Genomic DNA, 19911 nt, shown 5'->3' with positions numbered 1-19911 from the left:
TGTAATCGTGTTCACATTCATGAGGTCTTTATGTATCGCCTGGCAGCTTTCGATATGGACGGCACGCTGTTGATGCCGGATCACCGGGTTGGCCCGGAAACGCTGGCGGTGCTGAACCAGCTGGTGGAGCGGGAGATGGTGGTGACGTTCGCCACCGGGCGCCACTACCTCGATGCGCAACCGATCATGGCGCAACTGGGGCTGCAGGGGTACCTGATCACCGGCAACGGCACGCGGGTATATGACAACCGTGGCCAACAGCTGCACGCCACCGACCTGCCGGCGGCGGTGGCCGAAGAGGTGCTGCATCATCATTGGCGCACTCGCGCCAGCATGCATGTATTCCGCGACGAAGGTTGGCTGACCGAGTTTCCCGTGCCGGAAGAGATGCTGCGGGCGCATCACCTGAGCGGTTTTCGTTTTCAACTGGCCGATGTGCGCCGTCTGCCGGCGTTCGGCAACAGCAAGGTGTGCTTTGTCGCGCCATATGAGGAGTTGCTGGCGTTGCAGGTGCAGCTGCGGGCGCAATTGGGCGACGAGGCAGACCTGTGCTTTTCCGCCTACGACTGTCTGGAGGTGCTGCCGCTCGGTTGCAACAAAGGCACGGCGCTGGAGCGGCTGAGCTGTCATCTGGGGCTGACGATGGCCGACTGCATGGCGTTCGGCGACGCGATGAACGACAAAGAGATGCTGGGAGCGGTGGGGCACGGCGTGGTGATGGGCAACGCCCTGCCGCAGCTGAAATCCCTGCTGCCGCAGCTACCGGTTATCGGCCATTGCCAACAACAGGCGGTGGCTCACTATTTACAACATTGGCTGCGTTCACCTTGCCTCACCTATTCCCCCGAAGAATGAGGTTCTCCTTACAGCCGGCCGGGTATGACTACCCGGCTTTTTTTTACCCGAAGCCTGGCGTTACAAATCCGCCAGCTGCGCGAGATACGGCTGCAGATCGCCGATGTTGTTGCTGACCCAATCCGGGTTGTAATAGGTATCCAGATAACGCTCGCCGCTGTCGCACAGCAGGGTGACGATCGCCCCTTGCTCGCCGTTTTCCCGCATCTGCTTCGCCAACTGCAGCGCACCCCAAACGTTGGTGCCGGTAGAGGCGCCAACCTTGCGGCTCAGCACGCCTTCCAGCCAGTGAATGGTGGCGACGCTGGCGGCATCCGGCACGCGCAGCATGTTGTCGACCACCGAAGGGATGAACGATGGCTCGGCGCGCGGGCGGCCGATGCCTTCGATACGGCTGCCGCAGCTGCCGATCAGGGTGCGATCGCCGTGGTGGAAGCAGTCATAGAACACCGAGTTTTCCGGATCAACCACCGTCAATTGGGTGTCGTGCCCCTGATAGCGGATGTAGCGCCCCAGCGTGGCAGAGGTGCCGCCGGTGCCGGCGCTCATCACGATGTGTTTCGGCACCGGGAAAGGTTCGCGCGCCATCTGGCGGAAGATGCTGTCGGCGATGTTGTTGTTGCCGCGCCAGTCGGTGGCGCGCTCGGCGTAGGTGAACTGATCCATATAGTGGCCGTTCAGCTCTTTCGCCAGCTGTTCGGAGGCAGCGTAGATCTGGGCGGCATGATCGACGAAGTGACAGCGGCCGCCGTAAAAGGCGATCTGCTCCACCTTGCGGCGCGCGGTGCAGGACGGCATCACCGCGATGAACGGCAGGCCGATCAGACGGGCGAAGTAGGCTTCGGACACCGCGGTGCTGCCGGAAGAGGCCTCGATGATGGTGGTGTTCTCGGTGATCCAGCCGTTGCACAGGCCATAAAGGAACAGCGAGCGCGCCAGGCGGTGTTTCAGGCTGCCGGTCGGGTGGGTGCTCTCGTCTTTCAGGTACAGGCAGATGCCGGGAAACGCCGGCAGGTTCAGGCGAATCAAGTGCGTATCGGCGGAGCGCTGAAAATCCGCTTCTATTTCACCGATAGCATATTTTACCCAAGAGTTTGTCATGATATGGCCTCAGAATAGGGGGCTGGTTTATGGCGTAGCATAGCCTGTCGGCGGGAAAAAAGGATTGCCATTTTCCCTGTTTAATCGCCTAATGGGAGAAAATTTTTCTCCGGGTGGCCGCTATGTTAGATAAAACAGACCGTAAGCTGCTGTGCATGCTGCAGCAAGATTGCACCCAGTCGCTGCAGGCACTGGCCGATGCGGTCAATTTGACTTCGACGCCATGCTGGAAACGGCTGAAGCGCCTGGAGGACGAAGGCTATATCCGCGGCCGGGTGGCCTTGCTGGATAATGAAAAGCTCGGCCTGGGGTTGACGGCGTTCGTGTTGATCAAGACCCAGCAGCACAGCAGCGAGTGGTATCAGGCGTTTGTGCAGCTGACCAGCCAGATGCCCGAGGTGCTGGCGTTCTACCGGATGGCAGGAGAGTACGACTACCTGATGCAGGTCGAAGTGGCGGACATGAAAAGCTACGACGGCTTTTATAAGCGCCTGGTGAACGGCGTACCGGGCCTTATTGACGTCACCTCGAGCTTTGCCATGGAAAAAATCAAATACACCACCGCGCTGCCGGTGCCGGAGTGAAAAGTTAACCGGACGGGCGGCTCAACGGTGGTATCCTGCTCTGCTGAAGCAGAAAAAGAGACAAATCCCATAAAATCCTGGAATCAAACTGCGTGAGATTATTTGCACAAATCGGCTGGTACTTCCGCCGGGAGTGGCGCCGCTACCTCGGGGCGGTGGTGCTGCTGATCGTCATCGCCATCCTGCAACTGTTGCCGCCTAAGCTGGTCGGCATCATCGTGGACGGCGTCACCGAAAAACAGATGTCCACCGGCGTGCTGTTGGCCTGGCTCGGGCTGATGATCGGCACCGCGATCGTCGTTTATCTGCTGCGCTATGTGTGGCGGGTGCTGCTGTTCGGCGCTTCCTACCAGCTGGCGGTCGAACTGCGCGAAAACTTTTACCGCCAGCTCAGCCGACAAAACCCGGCGTTCTACCTGCGTCATCGCACCGGCGACCTGATGGCGCGCGCCACCAACGATGTGGATCGCGTGGTGTTCGCCGCCGGTGAAGGCGTGCTGACGTTGGTGGATTCGCTGGTGATGGGGGTGGTGGTGCTGGTGGTGATGAGCACCCAAATCAGCTGGCAGCTGACGGTGTTGGCGTTAATCCCGATGCCGCTGATGGCGATCGCCATCAAATATTACGGCGACCAGCTGCACCAGCGCTTTAAATCGGCGCAGGCGGCGTTTTCCAGCCTGAACGATCAGGCGCAGGAAAGCATGACCAGCATCCGCATGATCAAGGCCTTCGGGCTGGAAGATCACCAATCCAACCGCTTCGCCGACGTCGCGGCGCAGACCGGGGCCAAGAACATGCACGTGGCGCGGGTGGATGCGCGCTTCGATCCGACCATTTATATCGCCATCGGCGCGTCTAACCTGTTGGCCATCGGCGGCGGCAGTTGGATGGTGGTGAACGGTTCGCTGACGCTCGGGCAACTGACCAGCTTTGTGATGTACCTCGGCCTGATGATCTGGCCAATGCTGGCGCTGGCCTGGATGTTCAACATCGTCGAGCGCGGCAGCGCAGCCTACAGCCGCATCCGCAGCCTGCTCGACGAGGCGCCGGCGGTGCAGGATGGCCCGCAGGCGTTGCCGGCCGGGCGCGGCGTGCTGGAGGTGGATATCCGCGCGTTCCACTACCCGGAAAACCCGCATCCGGCGCTGCACGATGTGGCGCTGACACTGAAACCAGGGCAAATGCTGGGGCTGTGCGGGCCGACCGGGGCCGGCAAATCGACGCTGCTGTCGCTGATCCAGCGCCAGTTCGACGTCGATCAAGGGCAGATCCGCTATCACGGCCTGCCGTTGCCGCAGGTCAAACTCGACGACTGGCGTTCGCGGCTGTCGGTGGTGAGCCAAACGCCGTTCCTGTTCTCCGATACCGTGGCGAACAACATCGCACTGGGCCATCCGGGGGCGACGCAGGCGCAGATCGAACAGGCGGCGCGGTTGGCCAGCGTCCATGAGGACATTCTGCGGCTGCCGCAGGGCTATGACACCGAGGTGGGCGAACGCGGCGTGATGCTGTCGGGCGGACAGAAACAGCGCATCTCCATCGCGCGCGCGCTGCTGCTGGATGCGGAGATCCTGATCCTCGACGATGCGCTATCGGCGGTGGATGGCCGTACCGAACACCAGATCCTGCACAACCTGCGCAGCTGGGGGCAAGATCGCACGGTGATCATCAGCGCACACCGGCTGTCGGCATTAACCGAGGCCAGCGAAATCCTGGTGATGCAGCATGGCGGCGTGGCGCAGCGCGGCGATCCGGCGGCGCTGGCGGCGCAGCCGGGCTGGTATCGCGATATGTACCGCTATCAGCAGCTGGAAGCGGCGCTGGACGAAGCGCCGGAAAACGGTGAGGAGGCGTTGGCCGATGAATAAAGTGCAAAAGCTGTGGCCGACGCTGAAGCGCCTGTTGGCCTACGGTTCGCCGTACCGCAAACCGTTGGGGGTGGCGGTGCTGATGCTGTGGGTGGCGGCGGCGGCGGAAGTCGCCGGGCCGATCCTGGTGAGCTATTTTATCGATAATTACGTCGCCAAAGGGCAACTGCCGCTGATGATCGTCGGCGGGCTGGCGGCGGCCTACATTCTGCTGGAGCTGCTGGCGGCGGCGCTGCATTACTTCCAGGCGCTGCTGTTCAACCAGGCGGCGGTAGGCGTGGTGCAGCGGCTGCGCACCGACGTGATGGACGCCGCGCTGCGCCAGCCGCTCAGCGCCTTCGACACGCAACCGGTCGGGCAATTGATCTCGCGCGTCACCAACGACACCGAAGTGATCAAGGACCTGTACGTGATGGTGGTCTCCACGGTGCTGAAAAGCGCCGCGCTGATCGGCGCCATGCTGGTGGCGATGTTCAGCCTCGACTGGCGCATGGCGTTAGTGGCTATCTGCATCTTTCCGGCGGTGTTCGTGGTGATGGGCATCTATCAATATTACAGCACGCCGATTGTGCGCCGGGTGCGTAGTTATCTGGCGGACATCAACGACGGTTTCAACGAAGTGATCAACGGCATGGGCGTGATCCAGCAATTCCGCCAGCAGGTGCGCTTCGGCGAGCGCATGAGCGCCGCCAGCCAGTCGCACTATCTCGCGCGCATGCAGACCCTGCGGCTCGACGGTTTCCTGCTGCGGCCGCTGCTCAGCCTGTTTTCGGCGCTGGTGCTGTGCGGTTTGCTGATGTTGTTCGGCTTCAGCGGCGAAGGCGTGATTGGCGTCGGCGTACTCTATGCCTTCATCAACTATCTGGGGCGTTTGAACGAACCGCTGATCGAGCTGACGTCACAGCAGTCGATCCTGCAGCAGGCGGTGGTGGCCGGCGAACGCATTTTCGAACTGATGGATCGCAGCCAGCAGAGTTACGGTACCGACGACAGTCCGTTGGCTGGCGGCCGCATCGACATCACCGATCTGAGCTTCGCTTACCGCGCGGACAAAAAGGTGCTGCAGCATATTTCGCTGTCGGTGCCGTCGCGCGGCTTCGTGGCGCTGGTTGGGCATACCGGCAGCGGCAAGAGCACCTTGGCCAACTTGCTGATGGGTTATTACCCGGTCAGCGAGGGGGAAGTGCGTCTCGATGGCCGCCCGATCTCCAGCTTGTCGCACCGCACGCTGCGCCAGGGCGTGGCGATGGTGCAGCAGGATCCGGTGGTGATCGCCGATTCGGTGCTGGCCAACGTCACGTTGGGGCGCAATATCGAGGAAGACGCCGTTTGGCGGGCGCTGGAAACGGTGCAGCTGGCGGATCTGGTGCATGGCTTCCCGCAGGGTATTCACACCCGACTGGGGGAGCAGGGCAATAACCTGTCGGTTGGGCAGAAACAGCTGCTGGCGATGGCGCGAGTCTTGGTGCAGGCGCCGCAGATCCTGATCCTCGACGAGGCGACCGCTAATATCGACTCGGGCACCGAACAGGCTATCCAGCGCGCGCTGCGTGCGATCCGCGAGCACACCACGCTGGTGGTGATCGCCCACCGGCTGTCGACCATCGTCGACGCCGATTCCATTTTGGTGCTGCATCGCGGCCAGGCCGTGGAGCAGGGCAACCATCAGCAGCTGCTGGCGCAGCAGGGGCGTTACTACCAGATGTACCAGCTGCAGTTGGCGGGCGAGCAGTTGGCGGAAGCGGTGCGTGAGGAGAGCCAACCCGCCTGAACATGGGCCGCGCTCGCGGCCCTTCTTTCTTTCCAACGCACCATAAGCAGGCAAACCATCTGAGTCACGCCCCCTTTCTGCACTTTTTCGACGCGACGCGCACCAAATCAGTGCGCATTATTTAACCCATTCAAGGTATCGGTACTGCACCGCGCCGCGGCGCCGCCCGCGTGCTCGCTAATCCGCTGAATCGCCATGCAAAATAAAATTTGGCACAGCCCTTGCTACATATGAGGCGTACCGGGGTGAGTTTGGGCTTAATTCGTGGAGAGGCAATATGAAGCTGGTGACCGTGGTAATCAAACCGTTCAAGCTGGAGGACGTGCGCGAGGCCTTGTCCTCCGTGGGCATTCAGGGGTTGACCGTAACCGAAGTGAAGGGCTTTGGCCGCCAGAAAGGGCACGCCGAGCTGTATCGCGGCGCCGAATATAACGTCAACTTCCTGCCCAAGGTCAAAATCGATATCGCCATCGCCGACGATCAGTTGGATGAAGTGGTTGATGTCATTAGCAAAGCCGCCTACACCGGCAAAATCGGCGACGGCAAAATTTTCGTTGCCGAATTGCAACGCGTGATCCGTATTCGCACCGGCGAAACCGACGAATCGGCACTGTAACCGCGAACTCAGTTAAGTGATGGGGATGATTGATAATGAAAAGACTGTTATCCATGTTGGGCCTGAGTTCGGTAACCCTGGTTCCTTCTTTGGCCCTGGCCGCCCCGGCGGTCGCCGATAAGGCCGACAACGCCTTTATGATGATCTGCACCGCGTTGGTGCTGTTCATGACGCTGCCCGGCATCGCGCTGTTTTACGGCGGCCTGCTGCGCGGCAAAAACGTGCTGTCGATGCTGACGCAGGTCACCGTCACCTTCGCGCTGGTCTGCGTGCTGTGGGTGTTGTATGGCTATAGCCTGGCGTTCAGCGAGGGCAATGCGGTGTTCGGCGGATTCCAGACGGCGATGCTGAAAGGCATCGGCATCGACAGCGTCACCGGCAGCATCAGCCAGATGATCCACGTCGCCTTCCAGGCCTCCTTCGCCTGTATCACCGTGGCGCTGGTGGTGGGTGGCTTCGCCGAACGCATTCGCTTCTCGGCGGTGCTGATCTTCGCGATCCTGTGGTTCACGCTGTCTTATCTGCCGATCGCGCACATGGTGTGGGGCGGCGGTTACCTGGCCGCCGACGGCGCATTGGATTTCGCCGGCGGCACCGTGGTGCACATCAACGCCGCCAGCGCCGGGTTGATCGGCGCCTACCTGATTGGCAAGCGCGCCGGCTTCGGTAAAGAGGCCTTCAAACCGCACAACCTGCCGATGGTGTTTACCGGGGCGTCTATCCTGTATATCGGCTGGTTCGGCTTCAATGCCGGTTCCGCCAGCGCGGCCAACGGCATTGCGGCTCTGGCATTCCTCAACACCGTGGTTGCCACTGCGGGCGCCATTCTCTCCTGGACCTTCGCCGAGTGGGTGCTGCGCGGCAAGCCTTCATTGCTGGGCGCCTGCTCCGGCATGATCGCCGGGCTGGTAGCAGTGACGCCGGCGGCGGGCACCGTGGGCGTGGGCGGGGCGTTGATCATCGGCCTGGTGGGCGGCGTCGCCGGCCTGTGGGGCGTCGTGACGCTGAAAAAATGGCTGAAAGTGGACGACACCTGCGACGTGTTCGGTGTGCACGGGGTGTGCGGCATCGTCGGCTGCCTGTTGACCGGGGTGTTCACCGCCTCTTCACTGGGCGGCACCGGTTACGCCGAAGGGGTGACGATGGGCCATCAGGTCTGGATCCAGCTGGTGAGCGTGCTGATCACGCTGGTGTGGTCGAGCGTCGCCGCCTTTATCGCCTTCAAGATCGCGGGCGCCATGGTTGGATTGAGAGTGCCGGAGGAGCAGGAACGCGAGGGGCTGGACGTCAACAGCCACGGCGAGAGCGCCTACAACCAGTAAGGCTCAAAGCAGGGCAGTGCGCTAAAGACTAAAATAATGATGAAGCCAAAAGGGGCGATGGAAACATCGCCCCTTTCTTTATGCTGCGGATCAGGCGTCGCGTTGGCGAATCACCCCTTCCTGCACGGTGGTGGCGACCAGTACGCCGTCGCGGGTATAAATCTGGCCGCGCACAAAGCCCCGTGCGCCGGAGGCAGAGGAGCTCTCCACCGCGTACAGCAGCCAGTCATCCATGCGGAACGGACGGTGGAACCACATTGAGTGGTCAATGGTGGCCACCTGCATGCCCGGCTCGAGGAAACCGACGCCGTGCGGCTGCAGCGCCGTCGGCAGGAAGTTAAAGTCCGACGCGTAGCCCAGCAGATATTGGTGGATGCGCTGATCGTCCGGCATGCTGCCGTTGGCGCGGAACCACACGTAGCGATGCGGTTCTTCCACGCTGCCTTTCAGCGGGTTATGGAATTTCACCGGGCGCATTTCGATCGGCTTCTGGCCGATAAATTTTTCGCGCACTTTTTCCGGCAGCATATGCGCCAGCTTCTGGGCGATCTCTGATTCAGACAGCAGCCCCTCTGGCGGCGGCACGTCCGGCATCAGATTCTGATGCTCGAAACCCGCTTCCGGACTCTGGAAGGAGGCGGTCATATAGAAGATAGGTTTGCCGTGCTGGATGGCGCTGACGCGGCGCGCGCTGAAGCTGTTGCCGTCGCGCAGGGTTTCCACGTCGTAAACGATAGGCTTGCTGCTGTCACCCGGGCGCAGGAAGTAGCTGTGGAACGAATGCACGCTGCGTTCGTCCGGCACCGTCTGTTTGGCGGCGTACAACGCCTGGCCGACCACCTGCCCGCCGAACACCTGGCGCAGTCCCAGATCTTCACTCTGACCGCGGAACAACCCTTCTTCGATTTTCTCCAGATCCAGCAGATCGAGGAGGTTTTGCAATGCCTGGCTCATAAAGTTGTTACCTTTCTAATAATCATTTTGCGCAGTGTGCGGAATATCACGGCGCGGCGTCAACATTTTGCGTTAAGGGGCCGATGAGAATGCTCTTAATCATGGACGCCTTGGGCTGTTTAAGTGATTAATAGGCGGGGTAAAGTGGATTTATCAGTGTTTTGTGCTAGGTTTAATAGGTGAGGTGGTGAAAGCCACCAACATGTTGATAATAAAAAAGGAGACCGATCCATGAAACTCTGGCAAATCGTAGGCGGTGCTGCGGCACTGACGATCACGCTGGCAGGATGCGCGCAAAAGAGTGCCGATGTGCCTACACAGACGGCCGGTAACCCGGCGGCTGCGCAAACGCAGATTCAGGGCCCGGCGGTGACAGGTTCGGTTAATATACGTCAGCGCATTGCGCTGCCGCCGGACGCCGTACTGACGGTCACCCTCTCTGACGCTTCGCTGGCGGATGCGCCGTCCAAAGTGATTGCACAGCGCGCGGTGCGTACTGAAGGGCAGCAGGCGCCATTCAGCTTTACGCTGCCGTACAACCCGTCCGACATCCAACCGAATGCGCGCATCATTCTGAGCGCGGCGGTGACGGTCAACGGGCGCCTGATGTTCATTACCGACACCATCCAGGAAGTGGTTAACCGCAACGGCACCCGCGCCGATCTGCTGCTGGTTCCGGTTCAGGGTGTGCCGATTCAGGCTGCGCCAACCGCCATGCAGTAAACTTACTGCGGTACAGCAAGATGAAATAAACAGCCTTTGCGCTTCGGCCAAAGGCTGTTTTGTTTTACCAGCGCCAGCCGTAGCGTTCGAAATCGACCGTGCTGTGCGGGCCGAAAATTATCCCCTCCGCCAGCAGTGCCTGCCGTTGCCGTTGAAAATCCTCCCCCTGCTGCGAGATCTGTCCGTGGCGGTTGATCACCCGGTGCCAGGGCAGTGCGCTGCCTTCCGGCAAACGCCGCAGCACGCCGCCAACCTGACGCGCGGCGCGCGGCGAGCCGGCCAGCCGGGCGACTTCACCGTAAGTGGTGACTTTGCCGAACGGGATGGCGGCCACGATATGGAAAACCCGCTGGCTGAAAGAGGCGTCTTCTGGTTGCATATTGCTGTTCCTGCACGAGTCAAAACCCAGGCGAAGAGTGTGCCACAATGCAGGTGGGCAAGAAAACAGCGGTTGGCCCCGGTTGGCTTGCTATTTGGTGGGGCATCGCCGATAATGCCCACCGCTTCGGAGTACAGAAGCCGTCAATGGGGGCCCTGTTGGTTCTCCCGCAACACTAACTTGTGAACTCGGTCAGGTCCGGAAGGAAGCAGCCGCAGCAGGTGACGTGTGTGCCGGGATGTAGCTGGCAGGGTCCCCACCCATTTGGGCTTCGCCAATCCGCGCTTTTGCCGCCTCTCCTCCACGTATCTATTATCCATTTCTGTCATCAGGCAGAGCGACACGCATTTCTTTTCTTCCCGCCTTCAATTCTTTTGGATAATGAATTAGCGGGTCTGGAGAGTGGGCACAGTGAGGTGGGCGATGAGATAACCTGTCTCGATTAAAAAAGAAAATTGTTTCCGCGCAATATTATTATCGGAAGAGGGAACGCAAGTGAAGTTTTACTGTCAATAGGAAAAGTACGTATTCAACTTGAACATTGAGGCCGATAAAAGCATCGGCTCAACGCGTTGGGGGCTGATTATCTGACATATTTCCAAACGGAGGTGGGGATTTTGTCATACAGTTTGTTCATGGTGAGCTCTGCCAGACGATGATCTGCCGCTGAGTAAAACAGCTCCAGTTCATCATCGGAAAGCTCGTACTTATTTTTCTCAATAACACGTTCGAGAGTATCAATCGTGGTGCATTTACGTAAACGCATCAGATAGTCGGTTTTAGTCATGGTGGCCTTTAGTTTAATAACCGTAAAATAGCTTGGGAATAATTATCCCCTAAGTTTTCATTGTCGTACAGATGTCCTCTCCTGAGAACATTCTGAATAATCTCGCCTTGGTTTTTTGCCAGCGGCGCAGGTCGGAATCATTGATACCATAGCTGCTGAACAGCGTATAGGTATCGTCGAGATATTCTTCGACTAACTCCGACAGGTCAGATTCGTCCATGTATTTAATTTTATAACTCATCACAAACGAAGCGATATGTTCGATCAACTCATTAAGCTGCAGGTTGACGGAGGACGTCGGATCGTTGACCCACCCATGATGACTGTCTCCCAGGGTAGCGATACCTTCATCATACAAATTTTCGCACAAGAATTTGAGCTGAGCAATGTCGTGTCGCTTAGGCGAATACTCATCCATATCATCCCCTCCGTAAATCTTAATTGCGGTGTGATAACACTATGTGAGTAAGCTGATTTACATCATGAACGGAGGCAGCTTAACGGTGGTTAAATAAACTTCCCGTAAAATGAATATAAATCATTTTTTCGCGTTTGGCCTGTAGTTATTACTTAAACTTACAATTCATCCGCAGTTGATGGGCGTGAGTTATCAATGATGTCGAAGATTAAACCCCGCGCCGTCACTCGAAACCGGACGCTGTCGTTGATGATATCTTCGCTGTTGATATCCAGGCAGGCATTAAAAATGCCCCACTTATAACGATAACTCATTGAATAATCGCTGTCACCTTGCTGCACTATATCAAGTATTTCTAATGAATCTTCGGCATAGCGTGCGCTTTCAGAATAAAAGCTGAGTCCGCTGGTCAGCGCCGGCACTAACTCCGCAATATTGTCATGAACCACTTTCTTTAATTTTTTAACAGAAAGTGCGTTGACGTCCAGGTTACAGGCAAGGGTAACAAGCATTAATCTCGGCCAACAACAATGTTATCTGCTTATCTTACTCCTTTTCCGCCCTCGTCGGTAAATTTTTCGATTTACCGCTGTTCTTTACCTTACGCCAACATTCCAACCGAATGGAAATATCCCTGGGTTTTGTAAGGAGGACGGGGGGGAGATCCGCTGTGCTAGGGATTGTTACGTTCCGTTGCATTATTGTCGCGCCCTAGCTTGAGCTACGGCAGTTGTTGTGATGTTATATTGTAACTATTAACCCGTCATTTTGGTCATCACATTGATTCCCACTTCACGACATGGCGCCGCGCCGTCACTGAATTCGTTGTTCACCACCTCCGCTGCCGCGCGTTGTGCGGGGGCCGTTGTGCTGCTGGCTCTGCTGTGGCTCGGCATCTTTTGGGCGGTATCGCTGCCATGATCATCCTGCGTCAGCTGGTGCTAGGCTATGGCGCCACGCCGCTTTTCCCGCCGCTGAGCGGGCAGTTTACCGCCGGCTCGTTAACCGCGGTGGTGGGCGTCAATGGGGCCGGAAAATCGACATTGCTGAAAACGCTCGCCGGTTTGTTGCCGCCGATGGGCGGCAGCCTGAATTTCAGCGGCGGAAAGCCGCCGCGCAGAGCTTACTTACCGCAGCAGGCGGAGCTGGATCGGCAGTTCCCGATCGCGGTAAGCGATCTGGTGGCGATGGGCTGTTGGCCGCAAAGCGGCATGTTCGGCGGTATGAACAAGCATGCGGCGAGCCAGGTTAATGAGGCGCTGGCGAGCGTCGGCATGAGTGCGCTGGCGCACAGCCCGGTGGGCGAGCTCTCCGGCGGCCAGCTGCAGCGGGTGTTGTTTGCGCGCCTGCTGGTCCAACAGGCGCCGCTGATTTTGCTGGATGAACCTTTCACCGGTATCGACAGCGCCACCACGCAGATCCTGCTGCAGGCGATCGCGCAACTGCACCGGCAGGGGAAAACGGTGATCGCCGTGCTGCACGATATGTCGATGGTCGCCGAGCATTTTCCGCAGGCGCTGTTGCTGACGCCGCAGGCTTGCCACTGGGGCGCGGCCGAGCAAGTGCTGGAACAGGTGCCGAGGTATCACGCCGCCGACCGGCTGCCGGATCTGCGGGCGGTGACGCCATGATGCTATTGCATGGGCTTATCGATCCTTTTCTCTCTTTCGGTTTTATGCGCCGCGCGCTGATGGCCTGCCTGGCGTTGTCGCTCAGCGCAGCCCCGCTGGGCGTGTTTCTGTTGCTGCGCCGCATGAGCTTGGTTGGGGATGCGTTGTCCCACGCGGTGTTGCCCGGCGCGGCGATCGGTTATCTGATTTCCGGCATGTCGCTGGTGGCGATGGGCGTAGGCGGCTTTATCGCCGGGCTGGCGGTGGCGATGCTGTCCGGCCTGGTGAGCCGCCGCACGCCGCTGAAAGAGGACGCCAGCTTCGCCGGATTCTATCTGGGCTCACTGGCGCTGGGGGTCACGCTGGTCTCGTTGCGCGGTTCCAGCGTGGATCTGCTGCACGTGTTGTTCGGTTCGATCCTGGCGGTGGATGCGCAGGCGATGCTGATGGTCGGTGCGATCGCCTCGGTTTCGCTGCTGGCGCTGGCGGCGCTGTACCGCGCGCTGGTTATCGAATCCTTCGACGTCACTTTCCTGCGCGTTAACGCGCCGCGCCGGTTGGCGCTGATCCACGGCCTGTTTTTGTCGCTGGTGGTGGTCAATCTGGTGGCGGGATTCCAGATCCTCGGCACCCTGATGTCGGTTGGGTTAATGATGTTGCCCGCCGCCAGCGCGCGCTTCTGGGCGCGCAATCTGCCGCAGACGCTGGCGACGGCGATGGGCATCGGCGCGCTTTCCAGTCTGATTGGGCTGGTGTGGTCCTATCACGCTTCGCTTCCCGCCGGCCCGGCGATCGTGCTCAGCGCCAGCATCCTCTTTTTTGTCTCGATCCTGTTTGGAACGCGCGGAGGCATTTACGCCTTTGCGCGCCGTTGAGAGTGCCATTTGCAAGGAGAAAATATGAAACGTTTACCTATATCGCTGGCGGTAGCTGCTCTGCTGGCCAGCCCATTGGCGATGGCGAAGACTGTCGACGCCGTCGCCAGCTTTTCCATTCTCGGAGATATCGTCAAGCAGGTGGGCGGCGATCACGTCAAGGTCAGCACGCTGGTGGGGCCGGATGGCGATCCGCACAGTTTCGAGCCTTCACCGCAGGACGGCAAGAAGCTGGCTCAGGCTGATGTGGTATTCGTCAGCGGCCTGGGGCTGGAAGGGTGGATCGATCGCCTGGTCAATGCTTCGGGTTATAAAGGGCAGGTGATCACCGCTTCACAGGGCATCAACACCCGCCAGATGGAAGAGGATGGCAAACCGATTACCGATCCTCACGCCTGGAACAGCATGAAAAACGGCGTGCAGTACGCCACCAACGTGATGAACGCCCTGATCGCCGCCGATCCTGAGGATGCCAACTATTTTCGCCAGCGCGGCGCCGACTACATTCAGCAGCTGCAAAAGCTGGATCTGTGGGCCAAAACCCAGTTCGCCGCAGTGCCGCCGCAGAAACGTAAGGTGCTGACCAGCCATGATGCTTTTGGCTACTTTGGACAAGAGTATGGCGTCACCTTCCTTGCCCCGGTCGGATTTTCCACCGAAGCGGAAGCCAGCGCCAGCGACGTGGCGAGCCTGATTAAGCAGATTAAACAGGAGAAGGTTAACGCTTACTTTATCGAAAACCAGACCGATCCGCGGCTGGTGAAGCAGATTGCCGCCGCCACCGGCGCCAAGGCGGGCGGCGAGCTGTACCCTGAAGCGCTCTCCCGCGCTGGCGGCCCGGCGGCCACCTATGAGCAGGCGTTCAAACACAATGTCGACACGTTGCTGAGCAGCATGAAGTAATCTCTGCCCCCCGCCCGCGGGTGGGGGGCAGCTTGCAGGCACTTTCTCGCCATAAAAAAAAGCCCCGTTGAGCAGCAACGGGGCTTTGCGACAGATGACACTTGGGAGTTAACGCTTTTTCTTACGTCCCTGTACCGCTTTGAATCGCGGATTGCTTTTACAGATCACATAGATGCGGCCACGACGACGCACGACTTTGCAATCCGGATGGCGATTTTTCGCCGAACGCAATGAACTCAATACCTGCATGGGGTTTCCTTGTTACTTATTGCCGATAAAGCGGCCAAAGCGCTGCTGGAAGCGCGCCGTGCTGCCTTCTTTGGAATAGTCTTTCTGCTTACCGGTGTAATACGGATGCGAAGCGGAAGAGACGTCGAGGGTGACATACGGCCAGCTTTCGCCGTCCAGTTCGATAGTGCGATCGGTTTTGATGGTCGATCCCACTTTGAAGTAGGCATTGGCGCTGACGTCGTGGAACACCACGGTGCGATAATCGGGATGGATGCCGGGTTTCATAATGGCCTTCTTATGCAATGTTATACTATAACAATAATTATGCGCCGACCTGGCATCATGATCAAGCGTAAATTGCACTCACGAGCGAATTAATGAGAACGGTTTGCATTAACCTGCTGAAGCAAAAGAAAAAGGCCGCATGCGCGGCCTTTCGATTATCGGGTGGAGCTCACATCACTGAGCGATCAGTGGTGCTCTACCGGATGGCTGTGTTCCAGGTCTTCGTTCTTCTTGCTGAAGCGGCGGCGAACCACCACGAAGAACACCGGTACGAAGAAGATCGCCAAGACGGTAGCGGTGATCATCCCGCCCATAACGCCGGTACCAACCGCGTTCTGTGCGCCGGAGCCCGCACCGCTGCTGATAACCAGCGGCAGAACCCCGAGGATGAAGGCCAGGGACGTCATCAGGATTGGACGCAGACGCATACGCACTGCTTCCAATGTCGCCTCGATCAGGCCTTTGCCTTCTTTTTCCATCAGGTCTTTGGCGAATTCCACGATCAGGATGGCGTTCTTCGCCGATAGACCAATGGTGGTCAGCAGCCCTACCTGGAAGTACACGTCGTTGTTCATGCCGCGCATTGTCGCGGCCAACAACGCACCGATAACCCCCAGCGGCAATACCAGCATGACCGAGAACGGCACGGACCAGCTTTCATACAGCGCCGCCAGACACAGGAACACCACCAGAATCGAGATAGCGTACAGCGCCGGCGCCTGGTTGCCCGACAGACGTTCCTGATAGGACATGCCGGTCCAGTCGTAACCGATGCCGCTTGGCAGTTTGGACGCCAGCTGTTCCATCAGGTTCATCGCTTCACCGGTACTCTTGCCCGGTGCGGCCTGGCCCAGAATTTCCATCGACGGCAAGCCGTTATAGCGTTCCAGACGCGGTGAGCCGTATTCCCATTTCGCCGAGGAGAAGGCGGAGAATGGCACCATCTGGCCGCTGGTACCGCGCACGTACCACTTGTTGATGTCTTCCGGCAGCATGCGGAACGGCGCTTCGGCCTGTACGTACACCTTCTTCACACGACCGCGGTCGATGAAGTCGTTGACGTACGAGCCACCCAGCGCGGTGCTCAGCGTGCTGTTAATGGTGGTGATGCTGACACCCAACGCCTTGGCTTTCTCCTGATCGACGATCAGTTTGAACTGCGGGGTATCTTCCAGGCCGTTCGGGCGCACGCCCACCAGCACATCCGGATGCTGAGCAACCATGCCCAACAGCTGGTTACGCGCTTCGGTCAGTTTTTCGTGCCCCAGGCCGCCCTGGTCAATCAGCTCGAAGTCGAAGCCGGTTGCGGTACCGAGTTCGATAATCGCCGGCAGGTTGAACGGGAACACCAGGCCTTCTTTAATCTGTGAGAAGGCACCCATGGCGCGACCGGCGATCGCTTCGACCTTGTTCCCGGCCCCCGGACGCTCGCCCCAGTCTTTCAGGCTGACGAATGCCAAGCCGTTGTTCTGGCCGTTACCGTTGAAGCCGAAGCCCGCGACGGTAAACACCGAAACCACGTTGTCCTTTTCCTTGTTCAGGAAGTAGTCAGAGACTTCTTCCAGCACTTTGTTGGTGCGGGACTCGGTGGCGCCGGCAGGCAACTGCACCATGGTCAACAGGATGCCCTGATCTTCGTCCGGCAGGAACGAGGAAGGCAGGCGCAGGAACAGCAGGCCCATGCCAACCACGATCAGCAGGTAGATGATCAGATAGCGGCCGGTGCTGCGCAGGATGTTGCCCACGCTGTCGGTATAGTGATGCGTGCTCTTCTCGAACATGCGGTTAAACCAGCCGAAGAAGCCTGTTTTAACCCCGTGATCGCCTTTCGGGATCGGTTTGAGCAGGGTGGCGCACAGCGCCGGCGTCAGGATCAAGGCCACCAGCACCGACAGCGCCATCGCGGACACGATGGTGATCGAGAACTGGCGATAGATGGCGCCGGTTGAGCCGCCAAAGAACGCCATCGGCACGAATACCGCTGACAGCACCATGGCGATGCCCACCAGCGCGCCCTGGATCTGGCCCATCGATTTACGGGTGGCTTCTTTCGGCGGCAGCCCCTCTTCGGACATGACGCGCTCGACGTTTTCCACCACCACGATGGCGTCATCCACCAGCAGGCCGATCGCCAACACCATGCCGAACATCGTCAGGGTGTTTATCGAGAAGCCGAACGCCGCGAGTATCGCAAAGGTCCCCAACAGTACTACCGGCACCGCGATGGTTGGGATCAGCGTCGCGCGGAAGTTCTGCAGGAACAGATACATCACCAGGAACACCAGGATGATGGCTTCGATCAGCGTTTTCACCACTTCGTTGATGGAGATTTTAACGAACGGGGTGGTGTCGTACGGATAAACCACTTTCATCCCTTGCGGGAAGAATGGCTCCATCTTGGCCAGCTCGTCTTTCACACCTTTGGCGGTGTTCAAGGCGTTGGCGCCGGTTGCCAGTTTGATACCCAGGCCGGCGGCAGGCTTGCCGTTATAACGCGCGGTAACGGCATAGCTTTCCGCGCCGCGCTCGATGTGAGCGACGTCGCGCAGGCGCACCTGGGAACCGTCGGTATTCACCTTCAGCAGGATCTTGCCGAACTCTTCCGGCGAAGTCAGACGGGTCTGCGCGATGATCGAGGCGTTCAACTGCTGCCCCGGCACCGGCGGCAGGCCGCCCAGCTGGCCAGCGGCGATCTGGTTGTTCTGCTCGGTGATGGCGGAGGTCACGTCCGTGGTCGTCAGCTGGTAGTTGTTCAGCTTGTTCGGATCCAGCCAGATACGCATCGCGTACTGGGCACCGAACAGCTGCACCTCACCCACGCCGGACGAACGGCTGATCGGATCCTTGATGTTGGACGCCACGTAGTCCGCAATATCGTCCTGCGTCATGTTCGGATCGTCGGAAACGAAGCCGGCCACCATCAGGAAGCTGCTGCTGGATTTTTCTACTTTCAGGCCCTGTTGCTGAACTTCTTGCGGCAGCAACGGGGTGGCCAACGACAGTTTGTTCTGAACCTGAACCTGCGCGATGTCAGGATCGGTACCGGATTCAAACGTCAGAGTAATGGTGACGCTACCAGAGGAATCACTGGTGGAGGACATGTACATCAGGTTATCGATACCGTTCATGTTCTGTTCGATAATCTGCGTGACGGTATCCTGCACCGTTTTGGCATCTGCGCCCGGGTAGGTGGCGGAAATACTCACCGCCGGCGGTGCAATAGTGGGATACTGCGCGATCGGCAGTTTCATTATTGCAAGCACCCCCGCCAACATGACGATGATGGCGATTACCCAGGCGAAAATTGGGCGGTCTATAAAGAACTTAGCCATGTATTACAGGCTCCTTTTTATGACTTCTGCGCTTCAGACTGCGGCTGTTTTTGCGCCTGAGTGTCAACTTCCTGCACCTTTACCTGCGCGCCCGGATGCACTTTCATCAGGCCTGAGACGATCACGCGATCGCCGGCTTTCAGGCCATCGGTAACCAGCCATTTGTCGCCAATCGCCTGATCCGCCTTCAGCGTGCGCAGCTCAACTTTATCGTCTGCACCGACCACTAACGCCGTCGCTTCACCACGTGGATTGCGGGTGACGCCTTGCTGCGGCACTAGCAGCGCATCGCTGCGCACGCCTTCGTCCAGACGGGCGCGCACGAACATGCCAGGCAACAGCGTATCGTTCGGGTTAGGGAACAGGGCGCGAATGGTAATGGAGCCGGTGGTCTCATCGACGGTGACGTCAGAGAATTCCAGCGTGCCTTCCTGCGCATATTCGGTGCCGTTTTCCAGCATCAGTTTCACCTTGGCCTTGCCGTTTTCCTGCTTCAGCGCGCCGCTGGCCAGTTCTTGCTTCAGGCGCAGGAAGTCGGTGCTCGACTGGGTGACGTCGACATACATCGGATCCAACTGCTGCACGGTGGACAGGGCGGTCGCCTGGCCGTTGCTGACCAGCGCGCCTTCGGTCACGGCGGATTTGCCGATGCGGCCGGAGATCGGGGAGGTCACTTTGGTGTACGCCAGATTAATGCGCGCGGTTTCGACGGCGGCCTTGGCGGCCACCACGGCGGCATCCGCTTGCTGCAGCGTGGAGACGGCGTTGTCGTAGTCCTGCTTACTGATATAGCTGGTACCCAGCAATGGCTTGTAGCGGTTTACCGTCACGCGTGCGATGGAAGCGCTGGCCTGTGCTTTGGCCAAATCGCCTTTCGCGCTGTCGTAGCTGGCTTGATAGGTTGCGGGATCGATTTGGTACAGAGACGTCCCGGCCTTGATATCGCTGCCTTCGACGAAGTTGCGCTTCAGGATGATGCCACTGACCTGAGGGCGAACTTCGGCGATACGATACGCAGCGGTGCGGCCAGGAAGATCGGTAGTGATGTTGAGAGGCTCGGCCTTCAAGGTGACTACGCCCACTTCAGGTGCCTGTTGTTGGGCACCTTGCTGTTGGGTTTCTTTATCGTTACATCCTGTTAGCACTAAGCTGCCTGAAAGCATCAGAACGGCCGCCAGAGGCGTTAACCCTCTGTTTTTGTTCATAGAAAAACCTCAAGTGTCCGATTTCAAAATGATCAATGGATCACAAGCTTTAAAACCCATTGCTGCGTTAATTATATGTGCGTGCTATGGTA

General features: G+C 58.8%; 20 protein-coding genes and 1 other RNA gene. 11 read left to right on the top strand and 10 right to left on the bottom strand.

Annotated elements, in window-relative coordinates:
* Positions 1 to 30: 30 nt before the first annotated feature.
* Entirely contained in the window at positions 31 to 855 is an 825-nt protein-coding gene (cof, locus tag ACJ8OK_RS09185) for an HMP-PP phosphatase (RefSeq protein ID WP_442530544.1), read from the top strand.
* Positions 856 to 915: 60 nt separating this feature from the next.
* On the opposite strand, the gene ACJ8OK_RS09180 is transcribed toward cof, so the two are convergent.
* Positions 916 to 1956 carry a PLP-dependent cysteine synthase family protein gene (locus ACJ8OK_RS09180; protein WP_442530543.1) on the bottom strand — a complete coding sequence of 347 codons (1041 nt, stop codon included), beginning with the start codon at positions 1954 to 1956 and terminating at the stop codon, positions 916 to 918.
* A 122-nt stretch (positions 1957 to 2078) separates the two neighbouring features.
* Between ACJ8OK_RS09180 and ACJ8OK_RS09175 the strand changes: the two genes are divergently transcribed.
* The 5 genes from ACJ8OK_RS09175 (at position 2079) to amtB (ending at position 8117) form a co-directional block, all read left to right on the top strand.
* Entirely contained in the window at positions 2079 to 2540 is a 462-nt protein-coding gene (locus ACJ8OK_RS09175) for an Lrp/AsnC family transcriptional regulator (RefSeq protein ID WP_004940330.1), read from the top strand.
* A 92-nt stretch (positions 2541 to 2632) separates the two neighbouring features.
* Positions 2633 to 4408, top strand: a complete 1776-nt coding sequence (smdA, locus tag ACJ8OK_RS09170; protein ID WP_044031830.1) for a multidrug efflux ABC transporter permease/ATP-binding subunit SmdA — start codon at positions 2633 to 2635, stop codon at positions 4406 to 4408.
* Positions 4401 to 6179 (top strand): multidrug efflux ABC transporter permease/ATP-binding subunit SmdB, encoded by a 1779-nt coding sequence (gene smdB / locus ACJ8OK_RS09165; RefSeq protein WP_442530542.1) that lies wholly within the window; start codon positions 4401 to 4403, stop codon positions 6177 to 6179. The genes smdA and smdB overlap by 8 nt, the downstream gene beginning before the upstream one ends.
* Positions 6180 to 6456: 277 nt before the next feature.
* A complete protein-coding gene (gene glnK, locus ACJ8OK_RS09160; protein WP_004940327.1) occupies positions 6457 to 6795 on the top strand; it encodes a P-II family nitrogen regulator in 339 nt (112 codons plus the stop codon).
* 35 nt (positions 6796 to 6830) lie between these two features.
* The gene (gene amtB, locus ACJ8OK_RS09155; RefSeq protein ID WP_033633994.1) at positions 6831 to 8117 is read left to right on the top strand and encodes an ammonium transporter AmtB; all 1287 of its coding nucleotides are present in this window, start codon (positions 6831 to 6833) and stop codon (positions 8115 to 8117) included.
* 90 nt (positions 8118 to 8207) lie between these two features.
* On the opposite strand, the gene tesB is transcribed toward amtB, so the two are convergent.
* Positions 8208 to 9071 carry an acyl-CoA thioesterase II gene (gene tesB / locus ACJ8OK_RS09150; protein ID WP_004940320.1) on the bottom strand — a complete coding sequence of 288 codons (864 nt, stop codon included), beginning with the start codon at positions 9069 to 9071 and terminating at the stop codon, positions 8208 to 8210.
* A gap of 231 nt (positions 9072 to 9302) precedes the next feature.
* Here tesB and ACJ8OK_RS09145 point away from each other — a divergent pair, with 231 nt between their 5' ends.
* Positions 9303 to 9794, top strand: a complete 492-nt coding sequence (locus ACJ8OK_RS09145; protein ID WP_004940318.1) for a YbaY family lipoprotein — start codon at positions 9303 to 9305, stop codon at positions 9792 to 9794.
* A 64-nt stretch (positions 9795 to 9858) separates the two neighbouring features.
* On the opposite strand, the gene ACJ8OK_RS09140 is transcribed toward ACJ8OK_RS09145, so the two are convergent.
* Complete coding sequence (locus tag ACJ8OK_RS09140; protein WP_033633993.1) at positions 9859 to 10173, bottom strand: MGMT family protein; 315 nt, start codon at positions 10171 to 10173, stop codon at positions 9859 to 9861.
* 156 nt (positions 10174 to 10329) lie between these two features.
* Between ACJ8OK_RS09140 and ffs the strand changes: the two genes are divergently transcribed.
* Positions 10330 to 10426, top strand: an RNA gene (gene ffs / locus ACJ8OK_RS09135) — signal recognition particle sRNA small type.
* Positions 10427 to 10756: 330 nt separating this feature from the next.
* Here the strand turns inward: ffs and ACJ8OK_RS09130 are convergent.
* The 3 genes from ACJ8OK_RS09130 to ACJ8OK_RS09120 all read right to left on the bottom strand — a co-directional run bounded on the left by ACJ8OK_RS09130 (position 10757) and on the right by ACJ8OK_RS09120 (position 11890).
* The gene (locus tag ACJ8OK_RS09130) at positions 10757 to 10960 is read right to left on the bottom strand and encodes an HHA domain-containing protein (protein WP_004940313.1); all 204 of its coding nucleotides are present in this window, start codon (positions 10958 to 10960) and stop codon (positions 10757 to 10759) included.
* Between the two features lie 49 nt (positions 10961 to 11009).
* The gene (gene tomB / locus ACJ8OK_RS09125; protein WP_004940312.1) at positions 11010 to 11378 is read right to left on the bottom strand and encodes an Hha toxicity modulator TomB; all 369 of its coding nucleotides are present in this window, start codon (positions 11376 to 11378) and stop codon (positions 11010 to 11012) included.
* A 158-nt stretch (positions 11379 to 11536) separates the two neighbouring features.
* Positions 11537 to 11890 carry a hypothetical protein gene (locus tag ACJ8OK_RS09120; RefSeq protein ID WP_004940311.1) on the bottom strand — a complete coding sequence of 118 codons (354 nt, stop codon included), beginning with the start codon at positions 11888 to 11890 and terminating at the stop codon, positions 11537 to 11539.
* A gap of 405 nt (positions 11891 to 12295) precedes the next feature.
* Here ACJ8OK_RS09120 and ACJ8OK_RS09115 point away from each other — a divergent pair, with 405 nt between their 5' ends.
* Genes ACJ8OK_RS09115 through ACJ8OK_RS09105 form a run of 3 tightly spaced genes read left to right on the top strand, consistent with a single transcriptional unit; the run spans position 12296 to position 14766 of the window.
* A complete protein-coding gene (locus ACJ8OK_RS09115) occupies positions 12296 to 13009 on the top strand; it encodes a metal ABC transporter ATP-binding protein (RefSeq protein ID WP_442530541.1) in 714 nt (237 codons plus the stop codon).
* Positions 13006 to 13863, top strand: coding sequence for a metal ABC transporter permease (locus ACJ8OK_RS09110; RefSeq protein ID WP_033633988.1), 858 nt, complete (start codon positions 13006 to 13008; stop codon positions 13861 to 13863). The genes ACJ8OK_RS09115 and ACJ8OK_RS09110 overlap by 4 nt, the downstream gene beginning before the upstream one ends.
* Positions 13864 to 13887: 24 nt before the next feature.
* The gene (locus ACJ8OK_RS09105) at positions 13888 to 14766 is read left to right on the top strand and encodes a metal ABC transporter substrate-binding protein (protein ID WP_021504668.1); all 879 of its coding nucleotides are present in this window, start codon (positions 13888 to 13890) and stop codon (positions 14764 to 14766) included.
* Between the two features lie 108 nt (positions 14767 to 14874).
* Here the strand turns inward: ACJ8OK_RS09105 and ykgO are convergent, their stop codons facing one another.
* The 4 genes from ykgO to sdeX all read right to left on the bottom strand — a co-directional run bounded on the left by ykgO (position 14875) and on the right by sdeX (position 19819).
* The gene (gene ykgO, locus ACJ8OK_RS09100) at positions 14875 to 15015 is read right to left on the bottom strand and encodes a type B 50S ribosomal protein L36 (RefSeq protein ID WP_004940304.1); all 141 of its coding nucleotides are present in this window, start codon (positions 15013 to 15015) and stop codon (positions 14875 to 14877) included.
* 12 nt (positions 15016 to 15027) lie between these two features.
* Positions 15028 to 15282: a type B 50S ribosomal protein L31 gene (locus ACJ8OK_RS09095; protein ID WP_004940303.1), complete on the bottom strand. Its 255-nt coding sequence runs from the start codon at positions 15280 to 15282 to the stop codon at positions 15028 to 15030.
* A gap of 185 nt (positions 15283 to 15467) precedes the next feature.
* The gene (sdeY, locus tag ACJ8OK_RS09090; RefSeq protein ID WP_033633987.1) at positions 15468 to 18614 is read right to left on the bottom strand and encodes a multidrug efflux RND transporter permease subunit SdeY; all 3147 of its coding nucleotides are present in this window, start codon (positions 18612 to 18614) and stop codon (positions 15468 to 15470) included.
* Positions 18615 to 18631: 17 nt separating this feature from the next.
* On the bottom strand, positions 18632 to 19819 hold the full coding sequence (sdeX, locus tag ACJ8OK_RS09085; RefSeq protein WP_004940290.1) for a multidrug efflux RND transporter periplasmic adaptor subunit SdeX: 1188 nt from the start codon (positions 19817 to 19819) through the stop codon (positions 18632 to 18634).
* Positions 19820 to 19911 lie beyond the last annotated feature (92 nt).

Origin of the sequence: Serratia sp. CY71090 (genome assembly GCF_052166845.1) — a bacterium.
Lineage (GTDB): Bacteria > Pseudomonadota > Gammaproteobacteria > Enterobacterales > Enterobacteriaceae > Serratia > Serratia nematodiphila.
Note: the sequence above shows the minus strand (reverse complement) of the source record. Positions and strands in the feature narration are given on the sequence as shown.